This is a genomic window from Humibacter ginsengiterrae, from assembly GCF_054780115.1.
Window position 1 is genome coordinate 265,034 of sequence record NZ_BAAGWY010000003.1, and the last position, 21,877, is coordinate 286,910.

25 protein-coding genes are annotated in these 21,877 nt (G+C 69.0%); 14 read left to right on the forward strand and 11 right to left on the reverse strand.

What is annotated here, in order from left to right; all coding sequences use genetic code 11:
- Window position 1: 1 nt before the first annotated feature.
- Genes ACYVII_RS06120 through ACYVII_RS06130 form a run of 3 tightly spaced genes read left to right on the forward strand, consistent with a single transcriptional unit; the run spans window position 2 to window position 2,010 of the window.
- Window positions 2-784, forward strand: coding sequence for a hypothetical protein (locus ACYVII_RS06120; protein WP_460532572.1), 783 nt, complete (start codon window positions 2-4; stop codon window positions 782-784).
- Window positions 781-1,011, forward strand: coding sequence for a hypothetical protein (locus ACYVII_RS06125; RefSeq protein ID WP_460532575.1), 231 nt, complete (start codon window positions 781-783; stop codon window positions 1,009-1,011). Before ACYVII_RS06120 ends, ACYVII_RS06125 begins: the two co-directional genes overlap by 4 nt.
- A 9-nt stretch (window positions 1,012-1,020) precedes the next feature.
- Entirely contained in the window at window positions 1,021-2,010 is a 990-nt protein-coding gene (locus ACYVII_RS06130; protein WP_460532578.1) for an alpha/beta hydrolase, read from the forward strand.
- Here the strand turns inward: ACYVII_RS06130 and ACYVII_RS06135 are convergent.
- Window positions 2,007-2,696, reverse strand: coding sequence for a helix-turn-helix transcriptional regulator (locus ACYVII_RS06135; RefSeq protein ID WP_460532581.1), 690 nt, complete (start codon window positions 2,694-2,696; stop codon window positions 2,007-2,009). The genes ACYVII_RS06130 and ACYVII_RS06135 overlap by 4 nt on opposite strands.
- A 163-nt stretch (window positions 2,697-2,859) precedes the next feature.
- Here ACYVII_RS06135 and ACYVII_RS06140 point away from each other — a divergent pair, with 163 nt between their 5' ends.
- Window positions 2,860-4,245 (forward strand): MFS transporter, encoded by a 1,386-nt coding sequence (locus ACYVII_RS06140; RefSeq protein ID WP_460532584.1) that lies wholly within the window; start codon window positions 2,860-2,862, stop codon window positions 4,243-4,245.
- A gap of 73 nt (window positions 4,246-4,318) precedes the next feature.
- On the opposite strand, the gene ACYVII_RS06145 is transcribed toward ACYVII_RS06140, so the two are convergent.
- Together ACYVII_RS06145 and ACYVII_RS06150 are read right to left on the reverse strand one after the other, a co-directional pair.
- Window positions 4,319-4,921, reverse strand: coding sequence for a bifunctional 4-hydroxy-2-oxoglutarate aldolase/2-dehydro-3-deoxy-phosphogluconate aldolase (locus tag ACYVII_RS06145; RefSeq protein ID WP_460532587.1), 603 nt, complete (start codon window positions 4,919-4,921; stop codon window positions 4,319-4,321).
- Between the two features lie 16 nt (window positions 4,922-4,937).
- On the reverse strand, window positions 4,938-5,900 hold the full coding sequence (locus ACYVII_RS06150; protein WP_460532590.1) for a sugar kinase: 963 nt from the start codon (window positions 5,898-5,900) through the stop codon (window positions 4,938-4,940).
- Between the two features lie 59 nt (window positions 5,901-5,959).
- On the opposite strand from ACYVII_RS06150, the gene ACYVII_RS06155 reads away from it, so the two are divergent.
- The 5 genes from ACYVII_RS06155 (at window position 5,960) to ACYVII_RS06175 (ending at window position 11,084) form a co-directional block, all read left to right on the forward strand.
- Window positions 5,960-7,324 carry a type III PLP-dependent enzyme domain-containing protein gene (locus ACYVII_RS06155; RefSeq protein ID WP_460532593.1) on the forward strand — a complete coding sequence of 455 codons (1,365 nt, stop codon included), beginning with the start codon at window positions 5,960-5,962 and terminating at the stop codon, window positions 7,322-7,324.
- Entirely contained in the window at window positions 7,324-8,991 is a 1,668-nt protein-coding gene (locus ACYVII_RS06160) for an N-acyl-D-amino-acid deacylase family protein (protein ID WP_460532596.1), read from the forward strand. The genes ACYVII_RS06155 and ACYVII_RS06160 overlap by 1 nt, the downstream gene beginning before the upstream one ends.
- Before the next feature lie 4 nt (window positions 8,992-8,995).
- Window positions 8,996-9,727: an IclR family transcriptional regulator gene (locus ACYVII_RS06165; protein ID WP_460532599.1), complete on the forward strand. Its 732-nt coding sequence runs from the start codon at window positions 8,996-8,998 to the stop codon at window positions 9,725-9,727.
- A 61-nt stretch (window positions 9,728-9,788) separates the two neighbouring features.
- The gene (locus tag ACYVII_RS06170; protein ID WP_460532602.1) at window positions 9,789-10,172 is read left to right on the forward strand and encodes a RidA family protein; all 384 of its coding nucleotides are present in this window, start codon (window positions 9,789-9,791) and stop codon (window positions 10,170-10,172) included.
- Window positions 10,173-10,295: 123 nt separating this feature from the next.
- A complete protein-coding gene (locus ACYVII_RS06175; RefSeq protein WP_460532605.1) occupies window positions 10,296-11,084 on the forward strand; it encodes an alpha/beta fold hydrolase in 789 nt (262 codons plus the stop codon).
- 14 nt (window positions 11,085-11,098) lie between these two features.
- Here ACYVII_RS06175 and ACYVII_RS06180 read toward each other — a convergent pair whose 3' ends face one another.
- Window positions 11,099-11,440 carry an Asp23/Gls24 family envelope stress response protein gene (locus ACYVII_RS06180; RefSeq protein WP_460532608.1) on the reverse strand — a complete coding sequence of 114 codons (342 nt, stop codon included), beginning with the start codon at window positions 11,438-11,440 and terminating at the stop codon, window positions 11,099-11,101.
- Between the two features lie 129 nt (window positions 11,441-11,569).
- On the opposite strand from ACYVII_RS06180, the gene ACYVII_RS06185 reads away from it, so the two are divergent.
- The 4 genes from ACYVII_RS06185 (at window position 11,570) to ACYVII_RS06200 (ending at window position 15,055) form a co-directional block, all read left to right on the forward strand.
- Window positions 11,570-12,295, forward strand: a complete 726-nt coding sequence (locus ACYVII_RS06185) for a tyrosine-protein phosphatase (RefSeq protein WP_460532611.1) — start codon at window positions 11,570-11,572, stop codon at window positions 12,293-12,295.
- Between the two features lie 47 nt (window positions 12,296-12,342).
- Window positions 12,343-13,047: an ASCH domain-containing protein gene (locus ACYVII_RS06190; protein WP_460532614.1), complete on the forward strand. Its 705-nt coding sequence runs from the start codon at window positions 12,343-12,345 to the stop codon at window positions 13,045-13,047.
- Window positions 13,048-13,088: 41 nt separating this feature from the next.
- Entirely contained in the window at window positions 13,089-13,520 is a 432-nt protein-coding gene (locus ACYVII_RS06195; protein ID WP_460532617.1) for a protein-tyrosine phosphatase family protein, read from the forward strand.
- A 188-nt stretch (window positions 13,521-13,708) separates the two neighbouring features.
- Window positions 13,709-15,055, forward strand: a complete 1,347-nt coding sequence (locus ACYVII_RS06200) for a pyridoxal phosphate-dependent decarboxylase family protein (protein WP_460532839.1) — start codon at window positions 13,709-13,711, stop codon at window positions 15,053-15,055.
- 50 nt (window positions 15,056-15,105) lie between these two features.
- On the opposite strand, the gene ACYVII_RS06205 is transcribed toward ACYVII_RS06200, so the two are convergent.
- The 7 genes from ACYVII_RS06205 to ACYVII_RS06235 form a co-directional block, all read right to left on the reverse strand.
- On the reverse strand, window positions 15,106-16,806 hold the full coding sequence (locus tag ACYVII_RS06205; protein WP_460532620.1) for an amidase: 1,701 nt from the start codon (window positions 16,804-16,806) through the stop codon (window positions 15,106-15,108).
- A 29-nt stretch (window positions 16,807-16,835) separates the two neighbouring features.
- Window positions 16,836-17,954 (reverse strand): NYN domain-containing protein, encoded by a 1,119-nt coding sequence (locus tag ACYVII_RS06210; protein ID WP_460532623.1) that lies wholly within the window; start codon window positions 17,952-17,954, stop codon window positions 16,836-16,838.
- Between the two features lie 76 nt (window positions 17,955-18,030).
- The gene (locus ACYVII_RS06215) at window positions 18,031-18,792 is read right to left on the reverse strand and encodes a dienelactone hydrolase family protein (protein ID WP_460532626.1); all 762 of its coding nucleotides are present in this window, start codon (window positions 18,790-18,792) and stop codon (window positions 18,031-18,033) included.
- A gap of 168 nt (window positions 18,793-18,960) precedes the next feature.
- Window positions 18,961-19,389: a pyridoxamine 5'-phosphate oxidase family protein gene (locus tag ACYVII_RS06220; RefSeq protein ID WP_460532629.1), complete on the reverse strand. Its 429-nt coding sequence runs from the start codon at window positions 19,387-19,389 to the stop codon at window positions 18,961-18,963.
- Between the two features lie 101 nt (window positions 19,390-19,490).
- Window positions 19,491-19,871, reverse strand: a complete 381-nt coding sequence (locus ACYVII_RS06225; protein WP_460532632.1) for a PIN domain-containing protein — start codon at window positions 19,869-19,871, stop codon at window positions 19,491-19,493.
- Window positions 19,868-20,122, reverse strand: coding sequence for a ribbon-helix-helix domain-containing protein (locus ACYVII_RS06230; protein ID WP_460532635.1), 255 nt, complete (start codon window positions 20,120-20,122; stop codon window positions 19,868-19,870). Before ACYVII_RS06230 ends, ACYVII_RS06225 begins: the two co-directional genes overlap by 4 nt.
- 22 nt (window positions 20,123-20,144) lie before the next feature.
- Window positions 20,145-21,125, reverse strand: a complete 981-nt coding sequence (locus ACYVII_RS06235; RefSeq protein ID WP_460532638.1) for a protein kinase family protein — start codon at window positions 21,123-21,125, stop codon at window positions 20,145-20,147.
- Between the two features lie 44 nt (window positions 21,126-21,169).
- Here ACYVII_RS06235 and ACYVII_RS06240 point away from each other — a divergent pair, with 44 nt between their 5' ends.
- Complete coding sequence (locus ACYVII_RS06240) at window positions 21,170-21,832, forward strand: maltokinase N-terminal cap-like domain-containing protein (protein ID WP_460532641.1); 663 nt, start codon at window positions 21,170-21,172, stop codon at window positions 21,830-21,832.
- Window positions 21,833-21,877 lie beyond the last annotated feature (45 nt).

Below are 21,877 nucleotides of genomic sequence, written 5' to 3' on the forward strand. Positions count from 1 at the left end.
GATGCCCGCCCCTCCGACGGGAGGTGCGCGCGACGATGGTCCTTGGCTGGCTGTGTCGCAGGTCATGAACCACGCCATCCTGGACCGCAACGGCCGCCGCGCGGGACGCGTCGACGACGTGCTTTTCGACGTCTCGGACGACGCTCGGCAGGGTGACGGATCCACGGCGGGCCGCGCGTCGCGTGAGCTCGTGCTGCGTGCTGTCGTCTCGGGCCCGCTGCCCCGGCCGACACCGCGGGTGCTCCGATCGTTCTTCCGCCTCTGCTACCTGGCATGCGGCATCCGTGACCCGCGTCCTGCGGTCGTCGACTGGCGGCACGTCGAGGCGATCGACGCGCTCGTGCACCTCGACGTCGACCGGGACGAAGCGGGGCTGCGCACGGTGGATCGCTCGGTCCTGCGGGTCATCGCGAGGATCCCTGGTTCTGCCGGTCGAGGGAACCAGGCCACACAGCCACCGAGCGTGCGCGTTCCTCCCGCCGATCGTGCGGGCTCCCCGGGCGGAGTCCGGGAACCGGCGAGGGAAGGCGGTCCGATCGAACGCTTCAGCACACGGAGGGGCACGCGCGTGCTCGACGAACGGGGGAGCACCCTCGGCTACGTGGTCGACATGATCGTTTCTCCCACCCAGGATCGGATGGTCGTCGGCCGGTTCGTACTGGTGCATCGGCGATTCGACCTGCTTATGCACCGCTTCGCCCCGCGCGTCGACGCGTTCACGATCGAGGCAGACAGGGTGTGCGACATCACGGCTCGACCGTTCCGGCTGGGGGAGGCGACGTGATGGTGCAGGTCATCTCGTGGGCCGTCACCGTTCTGGTCTCCGCCGCCGTCGTCTCGTTCGTCGTCTCGATCTTCGCCGTCGCCCGGCTGCCCGACGAGCGGCCAGAGGTGCGCACGTTCGACCGCAACGGACATGAGAACGGTCCCCTTCAGAACCCGGGGGAGCAGATCGCTCCCGGTCGGTCCGGAGACCCGATCGGGCAGCGTCAGAACAAGAGCGAAGGATAAATTCGAAACATGACGGTACGTGCGGAGGTCTCCTGGGAGTTGGACGGCGTCACGATGGAGGGCACCATCGTGCGACCAGACGGCGCCGGACCGTTCCCCGCGGTGGTTCTCGTTGCAGGCAGCGGTCCCACCGACCGCGACTGGTGCTCGCCACTCCTGCCGGGACCCAACGGAAGCGGCCGGATGTTCGCCGAAGCGTTCGCCGAGCACGGCATCGCGTCGATCCGGTACGACAAGCGCGCATCCGGCCCGCACGTGATGGAGAACCTGCCGAAGCTCACCGGCAAGATGAGCATGCGGTCGCACCTCGACGAGCTCGCCGCCGCCGTGCACGTTCTCGCCGAGCAGGGCTACGTCGACCGATCGCGCATCATCGGAATGGGAAACAGCGAAGGATGCCTGCACGTGCTGCACTACGCGACCGGCGAGCATAACACTTCCTTCGCCGGTGTGATCCTGGCCGCTCCTCCCGGCCGCCCGGTCGGCGATGTTCTGCTCGCGCAGCTGGGGCTGCAGGCGAGCCAGACTCCGGGAGGAGCCGATCTCATGCCCAAGGTCGAGGAGGCCGCCGAGCGGTACGCCGCGGGCGAGCCGATGGATCTCGACCCTGCTCTCCCGGAGAACGTGCGGCAGGTGCTGAGCAGCTTCGAAGCACCGGCGAACCTGCCGCTTGCCCGCGAACTGTGGTCGGAGTCCGCCGCGGACGACATCGCCGAGCTGCGCGTCCCCGCGCTGGTGCTGATCGGAGGCAGGGACGTGCAGGTGGACGTGCACGCAGACGGGGACCCGTTGCAGAAGGCGGCGCATGGGATGGCGAATGTGACGTTCGCGTTCCCCTCGAACGCGAATCACGTCTTCAAGCACGACACGCGCAGCCCGGAGGAGGTGGCGGCCACGCCGGGGAACGGCTACAACGCTCCAGGAACGCGCCTCGACCCGGAGAGCCTGAACACGATTCTCGGCTGGCTGGATGACGTCGTCGGACCACTGCCCGATTAAGCAGGCTCTCCCGCGGAGCGGCGCGCCTCATCGAGGTAGGAGTACGCGGTGACGCGTGAGATGCCGAGACGCACCGCGATCGTCTCGACCGACTTGCGCATCTGGGTCGCACCATTCGCATCCAGCCGCTGCAGTACCCCGACCTTGTCGTCGCGCGACATCTGGTTGACCGGCTTGCCGACCTCGCGGATCGCATCGGTGATCATGGCGTCCATCACCGAGACCAGGTCGCGCCCGAAGTACTCGTCGGGCGCAGACGGCGACTCGGCCTCTTGTGCAGGCAGCAGCGCGTCGAGCAGGAACCGCGCCTGCTGCACGGCGCTGAGGTCGACGTTGATGCAGAGCGCGGCGATGATGCGGCCCTCGCGGTTGCGGAAGTATGTGCTCGAGCAACGCAGCTCGCGGCCGTCGCTCGTGAACCCGCGGTAACCGAATGCGTCGTGGTCCCCGAGCGGATCCTTCTGCACCTCGAGCCCGATGCTCGTCGACGGGCCGCCGACCTCGCGCCCCGTGACATGGCCGTTCTCGATGGCGGCGATGGTGTGACCGAGGTCGACATCGGTGCCGTCGAGGTTGTGCAGCACGACCTCGCACGAAGGGCCGCCGGCGGTCGCGATGGCGTGCATCACCGGACGGAAAGTGGCGAGCACCTCGTCGGCGCTCTCGAAAGTGCCGGGCCTGAGCATGGGCCTCCTTCTTGTGCGGCGTGTGGGGAGCCGGATGCTCGCCACACTATCCCTCCCGACTTCGAGCTGAACGAAATGTTAATCGAGTAGACATTGTGTTCAGATGAGACTACCTTAGCTCCCGAACCGCACCCCCGCCAGGTTCAGGAGTAAGGAGGCTCTGATGACCCAGGCATCCGGCGGCGCTCTGCCCGCCCGAAGCACGCTTTCCGCGAAACAGCGACGGATGGTCGCGGGCGGCGCCATCGGCACGCTCATGGAGTACTACGACTACTACCTGTACGGTCTCGCGTCGGCCGCGGTGTTCCCCGTCGTGTTCTTCTCGGGCGACGATCCCGTCGTCGCGCAGCTCTCCTCGTTCGCTACCTTCGCCGTCGGATTCTTCCTGCGTCCGGTCGGTGGGGTCATCTGGGGCATCGTCGGCGACCGAGCGGGACGCAAGACGGTGCTCATGATCACCGTGGTCGGCATGGGACTCGCGACGACAGGCATCGGCCTCATCCCCTCTGACAACACCATCGGGATCATCGCGCCCTTGCTGCTGCTGTTCTGTCGCATGCTCCAAGGATTCTTCGTGGGCGGCGAGATGGGCGGCGCGGCAACGATGGTCGTCGAGAACGCCCCGGTCGGGAAACACGGTATGTACGGTGCCTTCCTCATCTGTGGCGCCGGTGTCGCGAACATCGTCTCGGGTGGCCTCATGGCGGCCCTCGGCCTCACGGCGTCGTCATGGTTCCTCAGCTGGGGATGGCGCCTTCCGTTCCTGTTCTCGATCGTGCTGGCGATCGTGGCGATTCTGCTCCGCCGTCAGCTCGAGGAGTCCGAGGAGTTCACCGCCACTCAGGCGTTGCAGATCCAAGCGGCAGGCAAGAAGGCGAACCCGCTGATCGAGGCGTTCCGGCATCCGAAGAACGCCATCATGGGCATCCTGATCGGTCTTCCGCAGTCGATCGCGGGCTACGTCGTGCTGACCTACGGCCTCGCGTTCATGGTCGGCGACAAGCACATACCGGCGTGGATGGGCTTCGCCGGAACCATGATCGTCGGTGTTCTGCAGGTCTTCGTCGCGCCCGCGTGGGGAGCGATCTCGGACCGGATCGGACGCCGAACGGTCTACATCATCGGGTGCGTCGGCTTCGCGTGCATGGTCTACCCGAGCTTCATGCTCTTCAGCACCGGCAACATGTGGCTGATCTGGCTCGGCCAGATCCTCGGGTTCGTGCTGTTCGGCGTCGCCATGCAGGCGATCCTGTCGACCATGCTGGTGGAGATGTTCGATCCGGAAGCACGCACGACCGGCGTGAACATCGGCTACCAGATCTCGAACACCCTGGGAGGCGGGCTCGCGCCGTTCATCTGCGTGGCGCTCGTCGCTGCAGCGGGCGGAGCGATCTGGCCCGTGGTCGTCTACGCCGCAGCGATCTCGGCCATCGGGGTGATCGCGACGTTGGTCGCCTCAGTGCGGCCGGATGTCGAAGGCGCCGGGCGCCTGCACGCACTCGCCGCGACGAAGACGCCGGCGACGCCCGCCAAGGTGCCCGCGAACTGAACCCGAATCGCTGGTTGAGCTCGTCGAAGCCAACGCTGCTGTGCGGCGGTTTCGACGAGCTCAACCAACTGGATCAGCGCAGTAGGGCGGCCAAGGCCGGCAGCTGCTCAGGGTCTTCGAGCGCGGAGCCGACGGCGACCACGCGCACCCCGGCGTTCAGAAAGGAGGGGGCGGTGGAGGCATCCATGCCGCCCGTTGCCACGAAGGTGGCCTGCGGGAACGGGCCGCGCATCGCACCGAACCACCCGGTGCCGAGCAGGGACGCCGGAAAAGCCTTGAGCCAGGTCAGGCCCTCCTTCAATGCCGCCTGCACCTCGGATGCCGTCGCCACGCCGGGCAGCGCGGGTAGCCCTGCTTCATGCGAGGCGCGGACGACCTCGACGTCGAAGCCAGGGCTCACGGTGAAGGCGGCACCGGCATCCTTCGACTGGCGCACGTGCTCCGGCGTGACCACGGTGCCCGCACCCACGACGAAGCCGCGCTCGCGGGCGGCGTCTGCCACGACGCGAAGCGCCTCCACGTCGGTGGGAGTCTGCACGGGGAGTTCGACGGCCTGGATGCCGAGGTCCCACGCGGTGGTCGCGACCTTCAGGCTGCGCTCGACGCCCATGCCGCGCAGGATGGCCATGAGCGGCACCCCCTGGAAGAGGTCGCCGAAGGCTGAGTTGTCTGTCATGCGGGGCATCCGCCTTTCATCGGGGAGCGTCGGTTCGGGCCGGCTCGGACGCCGGCTGCTCCGGAACGAAGTCGCTCGTGGACTGCAGCACGAGGTGCGCGCGCTCGTGACCGGCGCGCAGCCTGTCTTCGGAGCCTGCGTTGTTGAGGAACGCGGCAAGGTAGCCGGCGGCGAACGCGTCGCCCGCCCCGACCGGCTCGACCACGACCGTCGGGATGGCCGGAACGAATGTCTCGACGTCGCGGTCATCCCGTCGCTCGAACTCCGTGGCGCCCACGTCGCCGTCCTTGACGACGAGCCGCTCCGGCTCGGGAAGCAGCGTGCGCACCTCGGCCGCGGTCTCGCATCCCCAGAGCGCGTTCGCCTCATCGAGTCCGACGAACACGAGGTCGGTGCGCCGGGCGAGCCCGAGCAGAAGCGGGGCCGCCGCTCCGGTCTCCCAGAGCGGAGCCCGATGGTTCACATCGAAGCTCAGCACGCCTTCACTGCCGGACACTCGCTCGACGAGGGCATCCATGAGTGCGGCGCAGTCCGCGGAGAGCGCCGGGGTGATGCCGGAGACGTGCACCACTTCGGCCTGCTCGAGCGGGATCTCAGCGATCGACCCCGCCGTCATGCAGGAGGCCGCGGAACCGCGACGGTAATAGAGAACGCCGTTGCCCGGATCTTTGAAGTACACCCCGGTCGGCGCGTGCGGGTCGACGACGACCCAGCCCACGTCGACTCCGCGTGCGGCGACCTCCCGACGGATGCGTTCGCCCAGCGCGTCGTCGCCGACCGCGCTGACCCAGGCGCTCGGGATGCCCAGCGCCGCCGCGTGCATCGCCACGTTGGACTCCGCGCCGCCCACGTGCAGCCGCAGCTCGCTCGCGGTGGCGAGTGGTTCGGCGTGCGCCGGCGTGATCATCGCCATGGTCTCGCCCACGGCGATGAGGCGCGGACGCAGGCGGCCCGCGGTGTACCGCATGGGGGAGGACATGCATCCAGTGTGAGCAGCGGATGCGTTCACTGCAACGTGCGTTGTAGCATTTGCACACGATGGGAAGGGACGCCATGACGGAACGGCTGCGGCTCGATGGGTTCACCGCAGAGCGGCTGAGTGCTCGAGACAAGGGCGTGCCCACGCGGGCGGTCGGTATGACGACGGCCGAGTTCCTCGCGACCGAACCCGAGCTGAGCGAGTTCTGGACCCCGCTCATCATGCTCGACGATGAGGCGATGCGGCAGAACGCGGCGACGATGAGTGAATGGACGCGCGCACGCGGCCTTCACCTCATGCCGCACGGCAAAACCACGATGGCGCCCGGGCTGTGGCAGCGGCAGCTGGAAACCGGATCGCTCGGCATCACGCTCGCCACCATGGGCCAGGTGCGCACGGCGCGCTCGTTCGGGCTCGACTCGATCATGCTCGCGAACTCCGTCGTCGATCCCCGTGCCCTCACCTACCTTGCCGGTGAACTGGCGGATCCCGCCCTGCGGTTCGTGTGCTGGGCCGATTCCTTCGACACGGTCGCTGCGATGGAGGAGACGCTGCGATCCCTCGCGCTTGCACGACCGGTGGATGTCTGCGTCGAGCTGGGCATGGGTGGCGGCCGCACCGGCGCTCGCAGCATCGCCGAGGCGACGGCGATCGCCGAGCGCATCGCATCGTCTTCCGTGCTCCGCCTCGCGGGCGTCGCAGGATACGAGGGCAGCCTGGCGCACGACCGCTCGGAGGCCGGGCTGCGCGTGGTGCGCGAGTACCTGATGCGGCAGATCGAGCTGCACGAGGGCATCCAGCGGCTGTATGACGACGGCGACGTCTACGTCACCGCCGGGGGCAGCGCGTACTTCGATCTTGTCGCCGAGGTGTACGCGCAGGCGGGCGCGAGTGCGGATGCTCCGCCCCGGCCTGGCGGAGGACGCACCCTGTTCACGCTGCGATCGGGCGCATACCTCATTCACGACGACGGGTTCTATCGCGGCATCTCGCCGTTCGACGAGGCGGCGCCGGACGCGGAAGGACCACGGCTTCGTCCGGCGATGCGCGGGATCGCGCGCGTGGTGTCCCATCCGGAACCCGGGCTCGCACTGCTCGACGGCGGAAAGCGCGACTTTCCGTACGACGAAGGACTCCCGGTCGCCCGGCAGGTTGCGGCCGACCTCGGAGAGGCCTGGTCGCCCCTGACTGATGCCTCCGTGACGGCGCTGAACGACCAGCATGCGTTCCTGCGTTGGGGTGCGGATGCCCCGCCTGCTGCGGCCGGCGGCCTCGAGTCGGCGGGAGCCGTCGCGCCGATCGGCTCCGTGGTCGCGTTGGGGCTCTCGCATCCGTGTACGGCGTTCGACAAGTGGCGGGTGCTGCCTGTCGTGGACTCGTGGGACTCCGGACGCGTCGTCGAGCTGGTGCGCACGTACTTCTGATGGGAAGCGACTCGGAACGGATCGTGCTGCGCGACGGCGCTGTCGTCGACGCGCCCGTCGGCGACGGCAGGGATGCTCCATCGCCGCGGCGTGCGGACGTCGCGATCGCGCACGGGGTGATCACCGAGGTGGGCGAGGTCGAAGCGCGCCCGGGCGACCGCGTCATCGACTGCACCGACCGCCTCGTTCTGCCCGGTTTTGTTGACGCGCACTCGCACGCCGACGGACTGCTCGCCGACGAGAACGTGCAGCGCGCACTGCTGAAGCAGGGCGTCACGACGGTGATCGCCGGCCAGGACGGCGTCTCGTACGCCCCGGGCGACGGCGCGTACGCTTCCGAGTATTTCGCGGCGATCGACGGTGCGCATCCGACCTACCGGGGTGGTGGGGTGGCGGCATTGCTCGCGGGCGTCGACGGCGCATCCCGTCTGAACGCCGCGTACCTGATTCCGGCGGGCACCGTGCGCTTCGAGGTGTGCGGGCGTTCGCAGGAGCCCGCGTCGCCCGATCAGCTGGCAGCGATGACCGCACTGGTCGAGCGGGGTATGCGCGATGGTGCCGTCGGGCTGTCCACCGGACTCGACTACGTACCGGGAGTCTTCCAGTCAACTCACGAGATCGCGGTGCTGTGCGATCCTGTCGCGCTCGCCGGCGGCGTGTACGTCAGCCACATGCGCGGCGGGTATGAGGCGAACGCGAGCGCGGGCATCCGTGAGATGCAGCGCATCGCCGAGTTGGTGCGCGAACACACGGGCCACGTGCTCCCGGTGCACGTCTCGCACTTCCATGCGGACGCCGACATCGTGCTGGGCCAGTTGGATGAGCTGGCGCGGGCGGGAACGGATGCGACGTTCGACACGTATCCGTACACGCGCGGCTGCAGCCTGCTCGGCATGCCCCTGCTGCCGCCCGAACTGTCCGTGCATCCGGTCGACGAGGTGGTGCGCGCCCTCGGCGACCCGGGCGAGCGTGTGCGACTGCGAAGGGACTGGTTCCCGCGGGTCGCGGAGAACGCCAGCCTCGGACCGGACTGGCCGCACATGCTCACGCTCGCGCATGTGGCGGCGCCGCAGCTCGCCTGGGCGCACGGGCTCACGATCGCGGATGCAGCGCAGCGGGCAGGGTCCGATCCGATCGACTTCGCGCTCGACGTGCTGCTCGAGTGCCGGTTGCAAGTCAACGTCGTGATGGCGGTGCGGCACGCCCGGCCGGTCAGCGAGCTCGCCCGCATCTTCGCGCACCCGGCCCACCTCGGCGGATCGGACGGCATCTTCATCGGGGCGCACCCGCATCCGCGAACACGCGGAACGTTCGCTCGCTTCCTGCGCGAGTATGTGCGCGAGACGGGCAGCTGGGCGTGGCCGGAGGCGGTGCAGCACCTCTCGTACGGGTCTGTCGCTCGTTTCGGGCTCGGCGATCGCGGGGTGGTGCGGCGCGGCGCGGTGGCAGACCTCATCGTGGTCGACCCGTCGGCGGTGGCCGACACCGCTACGTACGAGGAGCCCCTGCGAGAGGCAGTCGGAGTCGACGACGTTGTCGTCGCCGGTACTCAGGTGCTGGCGGGCGGAGAGCTGACGGATGCCCGACCGGGCCGCGGACTGAAGCGCACGTCCGGTGCTGCCCGGGCCGCTGCCGTATCCCGTCGCCACATCGAGGGCGAGGGGTGACCGCGTGTCGCAGAGCGTGAAGCGGGCCGCAGGCATCCTCGACTCCATCGCTGCCCAGCCGAAGACGGTGGCGCAGCTGGCGGAGGAATTCGGCATCCATCGCTCGACGATGTTCCGCGAGTTGCAGACGCTGGAGCAGGTGGGGTTCGCGCGTCGCCGTCACGACGGCACGTACGCGCCCGCCTTCCGCCTCGCGGTGCTGGGCGCCGCGTCGCTGGAGAGTCTCGACCTGCGCGAGGCCGCCCACGGCGCGGTGCGCCGGCTGCACCGCGCCGTCGGCGACACCGTGCACGTCGCGGCGCTCGTCGACGACGAGATCGTGTACGTCGACAAGGTGGAGGATGCCGGCCGCGTGCGCTTGTACTCCCGCGTGGGCTCGCCGGTGCGGCCGCAGTGCAGCGCGCTGGGCAAGGCGATCCTCGCCGGCCTCCCCGTCACCCGGCGCGACGACGTTCTCGCCGGAGTCGAGTGGCGCCGTTACACCGACCGCACGATCACCACGCGAGCGCGGCTCGACGCCGAACTCGAGCGGGTCGCCCACCAGGGGTGGGCGGCAGACGACGGCGAGTTCGAGGCGGTTGTGAACTGCGTCGCGGTTCCGATCACGAGCTCTGCGGGCGTCGTGGGCGCGTTGTCGCTCACCGCGCTCCGAGTCGTGCACGACCTCGGCGAGCTCGAGACACGACTGCCGTTGCTCCGCGAAACCGCAGGGCGCATCTCGCGCGAACTCGGGTAGCCGAGCGCGGGCATCCGCTTCAGCTGCGCACACGAGAACCACCACAGAAGGGAAAGTCACCATGACGAAGACCGCGATCCGCACCACGAATGCTCCGCAGCCTGCCGGGCCCTACAGCCAGGGCATCGTGGCGAACGGATTCCTGTACACGGCCGGATTCGGGCCGCAGGACCCAGCGAACGGGGGAGCGGTTCCTGACGGTGTCGCCGAGCAGACCAGGCAGGTGCTGCGCAACGTGAGCGCTGTCCTCTCCGAGCGTGATCTGACCCTGAACGACTGCGTGAAAACGACTGTGCACCTGGCGGATCTCGCCGACTTCGCCGAATTCAACGAGGCGTACCAGGAGTTCTTCGCCGAGCCGTACCCGGTGCGCACCACTGTCGGGTCGCAGCTCGCGAACATCCTGGTCGAGATCGACGTGGTGGCAGTGCTGCCGGCGGAGTGACCGCGCTGAACACGGTGCCGACCACCTAACAGCATCCGGCACGCGGTCAAGGCCTGCCGGCGGCGGTGCCGTGGTCGCTACTGTTCAAGCATCCGGAAAAGTCGAAGATGAGGGGATGCGCACGTGAGCGAACGGCAGTTCGAGCTCTCCGACAAGCGGCGAATGGGCATCACCGCCGCAGGCAATCCGTTCGCATCGCGGTGGGTGCTGTTCTGCCATCCAGCCCCGGGAGCCGGCGGCTTCGATCCGGACCCGCTCGTCACCGACACGTGCCCGCTGGACATCCTGTCGTTCGACCGGCCCGGGTATGGCTCGTCCGACCCGTGGACGGTGCCCCCGCAGCCGTCGCCGCAGCGCTGGGTGCTCGACGTGCAGGAGTTCCTCGAGACCTGCCGCACCGACGCGGAGTCCATCGGCCACGCCGCCTATCGCGACCTGGCTGTGTTCGGGTGGCGGGAAGGATGCATCTACGCGGCAGCGCTTGCGGCAGCGCTCGGAGATCAGGTCTCTGCGGTGGCCTTCGTCGAGCCGATGACGCTCAGCCAGGCCGCCCGGTCGCTTGCGGAGAGCGACGCGTGGGACGTGGACCGGCTGATGCCCGGCATCGACAGTGACGCGGCCTCCGAGTTCGCCGGGCTCCGCTCTCGGCTGCAACGGATGCTCGCCATCGCGCGCGAACAGGGCGAGGCCGGTCTAGATGCGGATCGCGCCGCCGTCAAACAGCAGGTGCTGGACGAGAGCCTGGACGCGATCCGGGCGCCCGCGCTCATCCTCACCAGCGACACGAAGGAGCGGAGGTCCGCCGCGAACCGGTACGCGAAGCGGTTGCCCGATGCGCGGATCGAGGTGGCCGACACGCCCGTGCCGATCGCTGGGCGCTGGTCGCGACTCGTCGAGTATTTCGAGAGCTAGGCCCCGTCAGCCGCTCAGCGGTCGCGGTCGTCCCTGGCGATCTCCTCCGGGGTGCCTCCGGTGCCGGCTTCGGGATTACCGCCGAACTCGGCCGGCAACCTGCCCTGCTGCGACAGCGAGCCGCGGCGGCGTCTGCGAACGATCGCGATCAGGATCAGCAGGATGCCGACGCCGGTGACGATCGCGGATCCGATCGTGAGCGATGTCTCCCAGACCGCGTTGTTGAGCGCGGTGTCTTTGCCTGGCGTGCCGAATCCGAAGAAGAACATCGCGATCACGCCGATCACGGTGAGCACGATACCGACCACCAGAAGCGCGATGCCGCGCGTCGGCTTGGTCATTCCGGATTCGGTCATGATTCACCCTTCGCCGTCGTCCTTGTCTACGGACGGTGCCCGGCGCGGTGCAGGGGTTGACACGGGCGATCGGGTGTCCCGGGGCCGCTTAGCCGGGAACCACCCAGCACGGCCTTCTATCTTCAACTCATGCGCGACCTCGACTGGGACGGATGCCGGAACGTCCGCGATCTCGGCGGCCTCCCCACGCCGCTCTCACGCACCGGCACCACGATCGCGGGCCGCATCGCCCGAGGTCCCCGCCGCGAACTACTCACGGATGCCGGGTGGGTCGCGGCCCAGAGCTGGGGCCTGCGGTCGGTCGTCGACCTTCGCAACGAGGGCGAGATCGGCCGCCGGGAAACGGATCCGATGGCCGAGCCCCTTGAAACTCTCTCGATCGTGCATGCACCGACCGAGGACCAGGGCCACCCGGAGTTCCAGGCGGTGTGCATGCCTATTCTCGACTCGCCCGAGTACTGGCGGCACAACCTGCGCATCCTGCCCGGTCACGTACGAGGTGCGCTGGTCGCGGTCGCCTCCGCGAGGCCGGGCATCCTGATGCACTGCTCCGCGGGTCGTGATCGCACGGGCATGATGAGCGCTCTCCTGCTTGCCAATGCGGGGGTGAGCGCTGACGACATCCTCGCCGACTACGCGGCCTCGGTGCGGGCCATGGCCGGCACGGCCTCGCACGCAGTACCCACGAACGACCGACAGGCGTCCTGGACGCCCGCGCAAGTGGATGCCTGGCTCACCGAAGTCGAGCCGTTCGTGCGAGCGTTCGTGGCCGACATCGACGAGGCCTTCGGCCTGCTAACAGTAGACGAACCGACTCGTGAGGCGCTGCGCGGCCTCCTGACCGATCAGACCTGATCGCAGGGCGGAGCGAGCCGCCGTTCCATTGCTGACAGGATGGTTCGGTGCTCTACCCACCCGAGAAACGAGTCCTCGACGCGGCGCTGCGTCAGTCCGAGCAGTTGATCGGGGATCCCAATCACACTGTGGCCGCGGCGGCGATGGACACGACCGGTCGCATCTTCACCGCTGTCAACGAGTACCACTTCACCGGCGGTCCCTGCGCCGAACTCGTCGTGCTCGGGCTCGCCGCGTCTGCGGCTGCCGGACCGCTCACGACGATGGTGGCCGTCGGCGACGAGGGGCGCGGCGTGATATCGCCGTGCGGCCGCTGCCGGCAGGTGCTGCTGGACCAGCACCCCGATTGCCTCGTCATCGTGCCGCACGGGCACGAGCTCACGACGGTTCCGATTCGTCACCTGCTCCCATACGCATACGCCGGGCCGGAGGCGAGCCCGGAGCGCTTCATCCGCTTCAGCCCGCGCTACTACGACGCGGTCGCATCCGGACGCAAGACCGCCACGACCCGATTCGACGATCCGTGCGCGCCGGGGCCGGCCTGGCTCGTGTTCGAGTTCGATGACGGCTACAAACGACTCCCGGGAATCGTCGAATCGATCGAGACGAAGCGCCTCGACGAGCTCACCGACGAGGATGCCCGCCTCGAGGGCGGAGGAACGGCCGACGACCTGCGCGCCGGGCTTCGTGGTCATTACCCAGGGATCCGAGAGGACGCAGCCGTCGACTTCGTTCGCTTCCGCCTGCGGTAGTCCGCTTCGCACGGCGGATCGCGCAAGCGAATAATGGACCCGTGGATGCCTGGGCCGAGCACCTCGACGGAGTCGTCACGTTCCCCGATGGCACGCGCGTACGCGGCCGAGGGCTCCATGAGGGAACGCCGGGCGGTGAGCTGACGCCTCAGTTCGGCCTGTACCTCACGGGAAAGCCGCACGTGGAACCGGACTGGGAGTGCCGATGGGTGCGCTGGCCGGATTTCCGTCTGCCGCACTCCACCGCCGAGGCGATCGGCGCGCTGGCCGAGGTGTTCCACCGGGCGGCCACATCGAAGGTGGAGATCGCCTGCGCGGGCGGAACGGGGCGAACCGGTTCGGCGCTGGCGATCCTCGCGCGGCTCAGCGGCGTTCCGAGCGGGGACGCGATCGCCTGGGTGCGGACGAACTACCGGCCGCGTGCTGTGGAGACATTCCGGCAGCGACGTTGGGTGGAGCGCACGCCGATCTGAGGCACCTCGCGGGTGTCCGCGCCTGTTCACGTGCCCGGCGGGAAAGAAACCCGTCCGGCCGGGCAGACGCCCAACCGCAGTGTCCCGCGTGCGCTGCGAGATGATGGATCGCCGTGCGCCGCGCAGCCGAGGTGGTGAGCGATGCCACGCCCGGACCGAGAGGAGTCGCCGTGAGGCGCAGCGATCGCATGCATGCCGTGACCGATGAGACGGTCGTGCTCGTCGACGCGGTGCTCGCCTACGCGAGGGAACGGATGCTCTCCACCACCACTCCGCTCGATCACACCGCCACTGAGCTCGAGCTGCGGGAACGGTCAGGGGCGACCGTTACCGAGGGTGGCATCGGTGCGGAACGAGCGCTCGAGGTGTTCGCGGACGTGCTGGCGCCTGCCTGCATCACGACGGACCATCCGGATTACCTGTCGTTCATCCCGACCGCACCCACCAAGGCGGCGACCGCGTTCGATCTCGTCGTGTCGGCCACCGCCGTCTACGGCGGATCCTGGCTCGAGGGGTCGGGTGCCGTGTACGCGGAGAACGAGGTGCTGTCTTTCCTTGCATCAGAGTTCGGCCTGCCCGAGAGCGCTGGAGGCGTCTTCGTGCAGGGCGGCACTCTCGGCAACCTCTCCGCCCTGGTGGCGGCGCGGGAGTCCGCAGCGGCCCGCGTCGCGGACCCGGGCGGTCGTCGGGTCGTCGTCTGCAATGCGGAGGCGCACTCGTCGATCGTCTCGGCAGCCAGGGTCATGGATGTCGACATCGTCACCGTCGATCCGGGACCGTCCGGCAGGCTGACCGGCGACGCCGTGCGCCCCGTGCTCGAGCGGCTCGGGGACCGCGTGTTCGCCGTCGTCGCCACCGCAGGTTCGACCAACTTCGGCATCGTCGATGACGTCGCATCCATCGCAGCGCTCAAGGATGAGTTCGCATTCTGGCTGCACGTCGACGGGGCATACGGCCTCGCGGGCATGCTGTCGCCGCTGGCGCGCCCGCTCTTCGCCGGGGTCGAGCGCGCGGACTCGCTCATCGTCGATCCGCACAAGTGGCTGTTCGCCCCGTTCGACGCCTGCGCGCTCATCTACCGCGACCCCGAGGCGGGACGCCGCGCACACACCCAGCATGCCGACTACCTCGACACGCTCACCGAGGCGGCCGAGTGGAGTCCGTCGGACTACGCCGTGCAGCTGACCCGTCGCGCTCGCGGCCTTCCGCTGTGGTTCTCGCTCGCCTCACACGGCGCGGGGGCGTACCGGGATGCCGTGACCGCGTCCATACGCCTGGCGCGCCGCATCGCCGACGAGATCGACTCCCGCGACGGGTTCCGCCTGGTGCGCCAGCCTCAGCTCTCGGTGGTCGTGTTCGAACGCGAGGGCTGGTCGAGGTCGGACTACGACGCGTGGTCGGCGCGGCTGCTACGCGATCAGCGCGCGTTCGTCGTGCCGAGCTCGCACGCGGGGCGCCCGAACACACGCTTCGCGATCCTCAACCCGCGCACCACGTTCGAATCGTTGGCGGGCATCCTCGACACGATGCAGTGACGCGCTCCGGAGGGAGAGAGCGCCCCCCGCGGTGGAGAAGGGTGAAGCTGCTACGGCAGCCGCGGCGTGCGCGGTGGCGTGGTGCGGCGCCGCCCGCTCGCCTCGAACGCGGCGGCGAGCGCGAGCAGCGCCGTGTCATCGTACGCACGGCCGGCGAACGTGAGCCCGACCGGCATACCGATGTCGCTCAGCGTGCCCATCGGCACGGTCATGGTCGGGATACCCAGGTGGCGCGGCACGAGGTTGCCGTTGGCGACCCACACCCCGTTGCGCCAGCCGAGGTCGGCCGAAGCCGGATTCACATCCATATCGGCGGGGCCGATGTCGGCGACGGCGGGGAACACCACGGCGTCGAGGCCGAGAGCGTCCATCCATTGCTCCAGATCGATGCGCCTCGTCTCCTCGAGCCCTCGCGCGCCCGCCTCCAGGTGCGGGATGTCGGTGAACGCCGCGTACGGATGCTCGCGCACCACTCGGGGGTACGTCGCGATGTCGTCGTCGAAGCCGGTGTACCGGTCGGGCAGCGCGCCCGCCGGCGCGGGGAAGATCTGCTCGCCGTCGACCGTGCCGAGATCGTGCAGTTCCGGATCTCCGTTGGCGGCGAGGAAGTCCTGCCAGGCCCAGGCAGAGAGGTCGACGATCTCGCTGTGCAGGAACTCGGGCGACACGAGGCCGCGGGTGAAGACGGTCGGAGCGCCTGGGCGGTCGCCCTCGTAGTTCGTGACGACGGGAAAGTCCACCTCCACCACGTGCGCTCCCGCCGCCTCCAGGTCGGCGCGAGCCGCCCGCCAGAGGTCAAGCACGGACTCCCTGGTCTGGATGCGCTGCCCCGTCGAGCCCCCGATGCCCGGGTGCCGGGCGGTGCCGGCATCCGGATCCGCATTGATGTACATGCGCGGCACGCCGAGGCGCTTGCCATGCAACGAGCCGCCCGCGAGCTCGGGGTACGACCTCGGCCGCACGGAGGAGGCGGCAGGGATCCGCACCCACGGCTGCGCCCGCCAGAAGTCGCCCCGCGTGTCGGGATCGTCTGCGACGATCACCTCGAGCACCTCGAGCAGATCTGCCATGGTGCGGGTGTGCGGCACGACGACGTCCATCGTGGGCACCAGCGGCCAGTTGCCGCGCACGGAGATGATGCCGCGCGAGGGAGTGTACGCACATAGCGCGTTGCACGACGCGGGCGCCCGGCCCGACGACCACGTCTCCTCGGCGAGCCCGAACGCGGCGAAACTCGCGGCGGTGGCCGTTCCCGACCCGTTGGACGATCCCGAGCCGAACGCGCTCGTGAGCCAGTCGGCGGTGTAGGGGCTCTCGGCACGGCCGTAGAGGCCGCGCTGCATGCCCCCGTTGGCCATCGGAGGCATGTTCGTCAGGCCGATGAGCACGGCTCCGGCGGCGCGTAGCCGCTCGATCGTGAACGCGTCGCGCTGCGCCACCAGGTCCGCGAACGCCGGCGAGCCGGCGGCCGCGGTCAGCCCGCGTGCCAGGTAGCTGTCCTTGGCGGTGTACGGGATGCCATCCAGCGGCCCCAGCGTCGCTCCCGCCGCACGCCGCTCGTCGCTTGCGCGGGCATCCGCAGCCGCTTCGGGATTGCGTACGACCACCGAGTTCAGTGCCGTGGCGGTGCCCGGAGCATCGTAGGCGTCGATGCGGTTCAGGTACGCCTCCAGCAACTCGACAGACGTCGTCTCGCCGGATTCGAGCGCCGAACGCAGCGTCGCGATGGATGCCTCGACCACGTCGAACATGCTCGGTTCCGTCTCCGATCCCGCCTGCGTCAGCCCTTCGCGCGACGTGGGGAGCGCTTCGGTGCAGGCCCTGCGGCATCCGGCTGCGGCTTCAGTCGCACGAGTTGCGTCGTACTGCTGTCATCGAGCTCGGCGATCTCCGGGCGGGACTTGATGAAGTCGGAGAACGACCGGTAGCCGAGCTGCTTCTCGCTGAACGAGGGGTCCATGCGCTTGATCTGCGATTTCACCGCGGAGGAATGCAGCCACTCCGAGTCGTCCTTCTCATGCCCGATGCGCAAAGCGCGATCGAGGAGGCCCGTCGCCTCCTCCTGACGATCACGGCTGGCGTCGTCAGCGTCGTCGAGCTCGGCGCTCTCGAGATCCGCCCGCGCGTCGAGCTCGGCGCGTTCCCGCGCAGTCGCTGTCTCCCGCTTCGACGTGCCGGCCTTCGCCGCCGACTTCGCCTTCGACGAGCGCCCCGCGGGGGACTTGGCGGATGTCGCGGCCGGAACCTCGGCGCCATCTGCCTCTCCGGACTCCTGGGCCGCTCCGGACTCCTCGGCCGTCTTCGTCGCCTTCGCCGGCGGCGTCGGCCGCTCCACTCCGGGCAGCGCGTCGTACGTGTAGAACTCGTCGCACGCCGCAGCCAACGTGCGGCTGGTCGATCCCGCGACGCCGATTCCGACCACGTAACGGCCGAGCCGCTTGCAGCGCTGGGCCAGCGGCACGTAGTCGCTGTCGCCGGCCACGATCACCACGTGCGTGAGATCGGGCAGACGGAACATGTCTTCGACGGCGTCGACGGCGAGACGGATGTCTGCACCGTTCTTCGCGTACGCCGCCGCCGGGAACAGCTGCACGAGGTCGACCGCGCGGCCGACCAGCTGGTGCCGGTACTCCGCGTTCACCGGTGCCGACCAGTCCGCGTACGCCCTGGTGAGCACCAGCGTGCCGAAGGACGCCGCGAAGTCGATCACCGCACCCACGTCGACCGTCGAGGCATCCAGCTTCGCGGCGAGCGAGGCATCCGCCGTCTCGTCCGGCGTGAACTGCCGCACCCGGTCGCGCTGGAACGAGTTGCGCCCGTTCACCTGGTCGTAGCGCGAGATGACGATGTTGTCGAAGTCGATGTAGACGGCGACGCGGCTTTCGGTGGTATCGGCCATGGGCTTCCTTCCGCTGACCGCTGCGTGGGCCGCGGCACGCTCCGAGCGTAGCCCGCGACCGCGTGAACTCGGTGCGTCAGGCCGTTCCGCCCAGGAGATGCCGCTCGAAGAATCGGGTGTCGATCTGTTCTTCGGGCACCCGGAAGTGGCTGCCGGGGAACGCGTGCAGCGTCTTGTCGCCTGACGCCAGGCTGTCGAACAGCGCGAGGCCGGACTCGCGGTCGAGTTCCGGGTCATCCCACGGAAGGAGTACCTCGACCGGGATCGTGATGCTTGCGGCCGCGGCCAGCAGCGCATCCGACGCGAAGACTCCGCCGAAGATCGCCGCGGCGATGCGCGAGTCGACAGCGGCCAGCCGGATGCCGATCTCGCTGGCCAGGGTCATCCCCTGGAAGCCGATGCGGGCATCCGTGCCGAGCTCGGGCAGCGTTTGCAGAGCGTCGATCGTCGCACGCCACTCGGGCACGGCGCGTTCGGCCAGGGAAGCGTTGAACTCGGAGACGATGCCCCCGATGGGCTTTCCGGCATCGCGGGCCCGTAGCATCGCTTCGATCCACGCCTGATCTTCGGGTGACCGGGCGCGGTCGCCGTGGCCGGGCGCATCGACCGCCGCGACAGTGAAGCCGTGACGCGAAACCGCCCGCCGGGCCCGGCCCGCGAGTCCCGGATGCCGCGCGTGCAGGCCCCCGCCGTGGCCCATCAGCAGCAACGGGCCGCCAGTCTTCGCTTTCTCGGGTGACCACAGAACGCCGGGAATGTCGCCGAGCATGAAATCGCGCTCGAGCACGCCATCGGATGCCGTGGCAGAAGTGAACTGAATTGGGTGAGTGATATGCATGGTGTCGTCCTCAGGGATCGCTTGTCTCGAGCGCTCCCGGCGACACCTACTTCAGTCGCGTGGTCGTGGACTGCGGGGGAGCACCCACTGCCGATACTGCGTTCATGGGTCTCACCTCCTGGAATCGAATCACGACCGCGAGAACGATAGCACGCTCGAGTGCGCCGCTCACCCCAGGCCGTACGCGCGGGACGGCGTCAGCTCGTACACGAGGCGTTCCTCCTCGGCCATGCGCGCAAGGAATGCCTCCTCACCGAGCTCCTTGCCGTACCAGGTCAGAGGGCCCTCCGGCCGGTTCTGCATGATGCGGAACAGTCGCAGGTTCTGCTGCGGAGCATCCGGTCCGTCGAGCACCGTGACCGTGCCCTCGATCGTGAGGTACGCATACGCCTCGTCGAAGACGAACAGCGTGCACCGGGGGTCGCGGCGCAGCCTACGTGTGCGCACCCGCCCCTGCGTTCCGCTGCTCCAGATGCGGCCGTCGACGAGCACCACGCCGACTCGCACCGCCTTCGGCATGCCGTCGCGGCCGTTCGTGATCATCGCCGCCGCGTGGTGGCCTTCGAGAAAGGTGCGTTGCTTCTCGTCCAGTTCCATGACTTCCAGCCCCTCGACTTCGCTATCGCGGCTTCGCCGCTCAAAGGCTCACTCGGCTCGGCACCGCGAGCACGCTCGCGGTGCTCTCACCTCAATCGCCTCTACAGCCGAAATGGCGGCCTCAGCCCGGCGAACATCGGAAAGTGCCTCACGTTCAGGGTCGCAAGTTCCGCACCACGGACATCCGCCGTCGCCGCGATGAGGTAGTCGGCGATGCCGATGCCCGAATGGCTTCGCCGGTACGTGCGCATGAACTCGCCCGCGCGTCGAGCCACCACCTCGGTCGCCGGCTCGACGTGCAGAGCGCCGACGAGTGCCCACACGTCCCGACGCTCTTCGGAGCGCATTCCGCCGGTGAGCTCCGTCAGCGTGACTGCGCTCACCATGAGCGGTCCTCTGACGCGCACAGCGCGCAACCATTCGCGAGCGCGCTCGTGACCCCGCAGGTGGGCGATGAGTACATCGGTATCGATCAGGATCACGCGTCGTGCCAGATCTGCTCGAGGTGCCGTTCGCGCTCTCCCGATTCGCGCTCGGGGTACTCGATCTCGGCCAGAGACCCGAAGGAGACGTCGATCGCCCCCAGATCGGCGGCGAGATCGCCGTCTCCACCGGCCAGCCCGCGATCGATCAGGCGCCGCACGACCTCGGCCCGGGAGACGCCTTCCTCGGCGGCAAGCCGGTCGAGGGCGCTCGTCTGCTCATCATCCAGGTAGATGTTGGTGCGGTGCATACACCACAATATACACCGGGGTTCAGAACGACAGCACGTCGGATGCCATGATGCGTCGCAGCGTACTCGCTCCGAGTTCGCTCATCGCCGGGTTGCTCCCGCGGTAGTACCAGACGAGCCCCATGGCCTGCTCGAACGCCCAGGCTGCGCCGCGCGCCCACTCCAGCGCTTCATCGTATTCTCCGGCTTCGTCACCACCTTCGAAACGGATGCCCGACCGCAACGCCGCGCGCAACTCACTCCGTGCGGGCTCCTCGAGCAGGTGCCACGCCGCGATGAGATCGAGCGCGGGATCGGCCGGCTGGAAGCCGCCGACGTCGAGCACTCCGGCGAGGCGCCCGTCTCGGACGAGCAGATTGGCGGGGATCAGATCGGTGTGCGACATCACATCGGGCGAGCGTCGCGGCAGACGGCGGAAGATCGCCCATGCCTCACGCAAGGCGGCGACGTCGAGTAAGCCCTCGCTGTTGTCGAAGCAGGTGGCCATCCACTCGTCGTGCGCACGCAGGTCGCCACCGCGGCCTGCGCCGCGGAACGACCGGCCATTCACGGGCGCCGCGCGGAGGTCGCGGATCAGGGCGGCGATGTCGCGGGCGAACCCGGTCGAGTGCGCCAGGGCATCCGGTGTCCCGAGCTCGCCGTCGATCCACGTCGTGATGCACCACGGGCCGGGGTAGCCGTGACCCGGCTCGCCGATCGCGATCACGGTGGGAGCCGGAACGCGCGTGGCGAGCGCGAACTCGTGCGCGGAATCCGCTTCGCGGTGCAGGGCGGCCAGTGCGGCATCCGGATCCTCGACGACGAGCGGCAGCCTGGCTGCAAGGTCGTCGCCGATGCGGAACAGGGCGTTCACCGTGCCGGAGCCAGGAGCCGGGCGCACCGGGAGCGCCGCCCAGCGCGGAAACTGCTCCGCGACGAGTGCCGCCACCGTCGTCGCGTCGATGTCGAGCTGACCATCGTGCATCCGGGAGGAGACGACGGCGTCGCGCGCAGCATCCGTCATGCTACGCCAGCGTAGGGCAGGCGTCCGTGTGCCAGGGTGGGCGCATGGCGCTCATCCATCACGCAGAACTCGTTCCGTCCAAGCTCGAGCTCCTGGCCGCCTGGTTGCCTTCGCAACCGTTCTGGCCGCAGGCGGCGAGCGCGCAACTCGAACGCATCGCCGCGTATCGCTTCGACGATCCGGCAGGCAAGGTCGGCATCGAGACGCTGCTCGTTCGCTGCCAGGCACCGACCGCAGCGGTGACGACGCTCCAGGTGCCGCTGACCTACCGCGAGGCGCCGCTGCAGAACGGGGAGGCGGCGTTCATCGGCAACACCCACCACAGCGTGCTGGGCACGCGGTGGGTGTACGACGCCTCGGGCGATCCTGTCTACATCGCCGAACTGGTGCGCGCGGTTGTGACCGGGGACCGGGAAGTCGAGCAGTACTACGAGGAGAACGGCGAGCGCACGGTGAAGCCCGGCGATGCGCACGTGCGCGGGAGTGGACATCCGGATGCTCCGGTGCCGGCTACGCCCGCGGATGCGTCGTCGCTCAGGTGCGAGAGCGACGCAGCGTCGACCGTCGTGAACGCGGGTGACGTGCGGGTGCGTCTGGTGCGCGATCTCGGAGCGCAGCAGGCCGGGCGGCCGCAGGACGGCGATGGTCTGCTCCTCGGCGACTGGGCCGGCGCCAGCGGAACGCTGCTCGCCGTGGTCGGTCGCTGAGCGGAGGGCTGCTGCTTTCGTGGACGAACTGGCCGACCCGAAGCA

Excerpts from the sequence above, each read along its gene's own strand:
- ACYVII_RS06120 (WP_460532572.1), top strand. The coding sequence starts at position 2 with ATGCCCGCCCCTCCGACGGGAGGTGCGCGCGACGATGGTCCTTGGCTG.
- ACYVII_RS06130 (WP_460532578.1), top strand. The coding sequence starts at position 1,021 with ATGACGGTACGTGCGGAGGTCTCCTGGGAGTTGGACGGCGTCACGATG.
- ACYVII_RS06135 (WP_460532581.1), bottom strand. The coding sequence starts at position 2,696 with ATGCTCAGGCCCGGCACTTTCGAGAGCGCCGACGAGGTGCTCGCCACT.
- ACYVII_RS06140 (WP_460532584.1), top strand. The coding sequence starts at position 2,860 with ATGACCCAGGCATCCGGCGGCGCTCTGCCCGCCCGAAGCACGCTTTCC.
- ACYVII_RS06145 (WP_460532587.1), bottom strand. The coding sequence starts at position 4,921 with ATGACAGACAACTCAGCCTTCGGCGACCTCTTCCAGGGGGTGCCGCTC.
- ACYVII_RS06150 (WP_460532590.1), bottom strand. The coding sequence starts at position 5,900 with ATGTCCTCCCCCATGCGGTACACCGCGGGCCGCCTGCGTCCGCGCCTC.
- ACYVII_RS06155 (WP_460532593.1), top strand. The coding sequence starts at position 5,960 with ATGGGAAGGGACGCCATGACGGAACGGCTGCGGCTCGATGGGTTCACC.
- ACYVII_RS06160 (WP_460532596.1), top strand. The coding sequence starts at position 7,324 with ATGGGAAGCGACTCGGAACGGATCGTGCTGCGCGACGGCGCTGTCGTC.
- ACYVII_RS06170 (WP_460532602.1), top strand. The coding sequence starts at position 9,789 with ATGACGAAGACCGCGATCCGCACCACGAATGCTCCGCAGCCTGCCGGG.
- ACYVII_RS06180 (WP_460532608.1), bottom strand. The coding sequence starts at position 11,440 with ATGACCGAATCCGGAATGACCAAGCCGACGCGCGGCATCGCGCTTCTG.
- ACYVII_RS06185 (WP_460532611.1), top strand. The coding sequence starts at position 11,570 with ATGCGCGACCTCGACTGGGACGGATGCCGGAACGTCCGCGATCTCGGC.
- ACYVII_RS06200 (WP_460532839.1), top strand. The coding sequence starts at position 13,709 with ATGCATGCCGTGACCGATGAGACGGTCGTGCTCGTCGACGCGGTGCTC.
- ACYVII_RS06205 (WP_460532620.1), bottom strand. The coding sequence starts at position 16,806 with ATGTTCGACGTGGTCGAGGCATCCATCGCGACGCTGCGTTCGGCGCTC.
- ACYVII_RS06210 (WP_460532623.1), bottom strand. The coding sequence starts at position 17,954 with ATGGCCGATACCACCGAAAGCCGCGTCGCCGTCTACATCGACTTCGAC.
- ACYVII_RS06215 (WP_460532626.1), bottom strand. The coding sequence starts at position 18,792 with ATGCATATCACTCACCCAATTCAGTTCACTTCTGCCACGGCATCCGAT.
- ACYVII_RS06220 (WP_460532629.1), bottom strand. The coding sequence starts at position 19,389 with ATGGAACTGGACGAGAAGCAACGCACCTTTCTCGAAGGCCACCACGCG.
- ACYVII_RS06230 (WP_460532635.1), bottom strand. The coding sequence starts at position 20,122 with ATGCACCGCACCAACATCTACCTGGATGATGAGCAGACGAGCGCCCTC.
- ACYVII_RS06235 (WP_460532638.1), bottom strand. The coding sequence starts at position 21,125 with ATGACGGATGCTGCGCGCGACGCCGTCGTCTCCTCCCGGATGCACGAT.
- ACYVII_RS06240 (WP_460532641.1), top strand. The coding sequence starts at position 21,170 with ATGGCGCTCATCCATCACGCAGAACTCGTTCCGTCCAAGCTCGAGCTC.